The sequence below is a fragment of the Amycolatopsis thailandensis genome (assembly GCF_002234405.1).
Classification (GTDB): domain Bacteria; phylum Actinomycetota; class Actinomycetes; order Mycobacteriales; family Pseudonocardiaceae; genus Amycolatopsis; species Amycolatopsis thailandensis.
In genome coordinates this window covers 1-882 of sequence record NZ_NMQT01000329.1, presented here as the reverse complement: position 1 = coordinate 882, position 882 = coordinate 1, and the positions used below count along the sequence as shown (strand labels likewise).

Here is an 882-nt window from a genome sequence, read left to right as displayed (position 1 = left end):
GAACCGGTCGTTCGACCACTACTACGGCAACCTGCGCGGCGTCCGGGGCTTCGCCGACACCCATCCGCTCGAACTGCCCTCGGGCAAATCGGTGTTCGAGCAGCCGAATCCCGCCGGTGGCACGGTGCTGCCGTTCTCGGTGCGGAAGGCGGCCGAGCTCGCCGGCCGGAACGCCGACGACATCCAGTACCTCGGCGACCTCGACCACAGCTGGAACGGCAGCGGCAAGGCGTGGGCGCGCGGCTGGAACAACGGCTGGATCTCGGCCAAGACCCCCGCGACCATGACGTACTACGAGCGCCGCGACATCGCGCTGCAGTACGAGCTCGCGGACACCTTCACCATCTGCGACGCCTACCACTGCTCGATCTTCGGCTCGACCAACCCGAACCGGAACTTCCTCTGGACCGGGACCACCGGCTTCGAACCGGGCAGCACGACGAACCGCGCGGTCTCGAACGCGGCGTACTCCTACGACCACGCGGGCTACGACTGGACGACGTACCCGGAGCGGCTCGAAGCCGCCGGGGTGCCGTGGCAGATCTACCAGGAGTGGGACAACTTCACCGACAACGCCGTCGAGTACTTCAAGCCGTTCAAAAAGGTCGGCACGAAGATCCTCGCTTCTGTCGAGCAGAAGTTCCGCACCACCGAGGAGTTCTACGACGAGCTGCTCAAGAAGACCCCCGAGGAACGCGCGAAGCTTCAGGCGCAGTTCGACGCCGGGGTCGCGAAGCTGACGCCCGCCGAGCGGCACCTGTTCAAGAAGGCCATGTACCGCAGCGAGCCGGAGACTCTGGTGACCCGGCTGAAGGCGGACATCCAGGCGCGGCGGCTGCCCGCGGTGAGCTGGCTGGTGCCGTCCGCGAAGGACTCCGAGCA

Annotated in this window: 1 protein-coding gene; it reads left to right on the top strand. The window is 66.8% G+C overall.

The annotated features are described in order from the left end of the window. Window positions 1-882: alkaline phosphatase family protein (locus tag CFP71_RS42685; RefSeq protein ID WP_279629277.1), on the top strand; the 882-nt coding region annotated here is incomplete at both ends.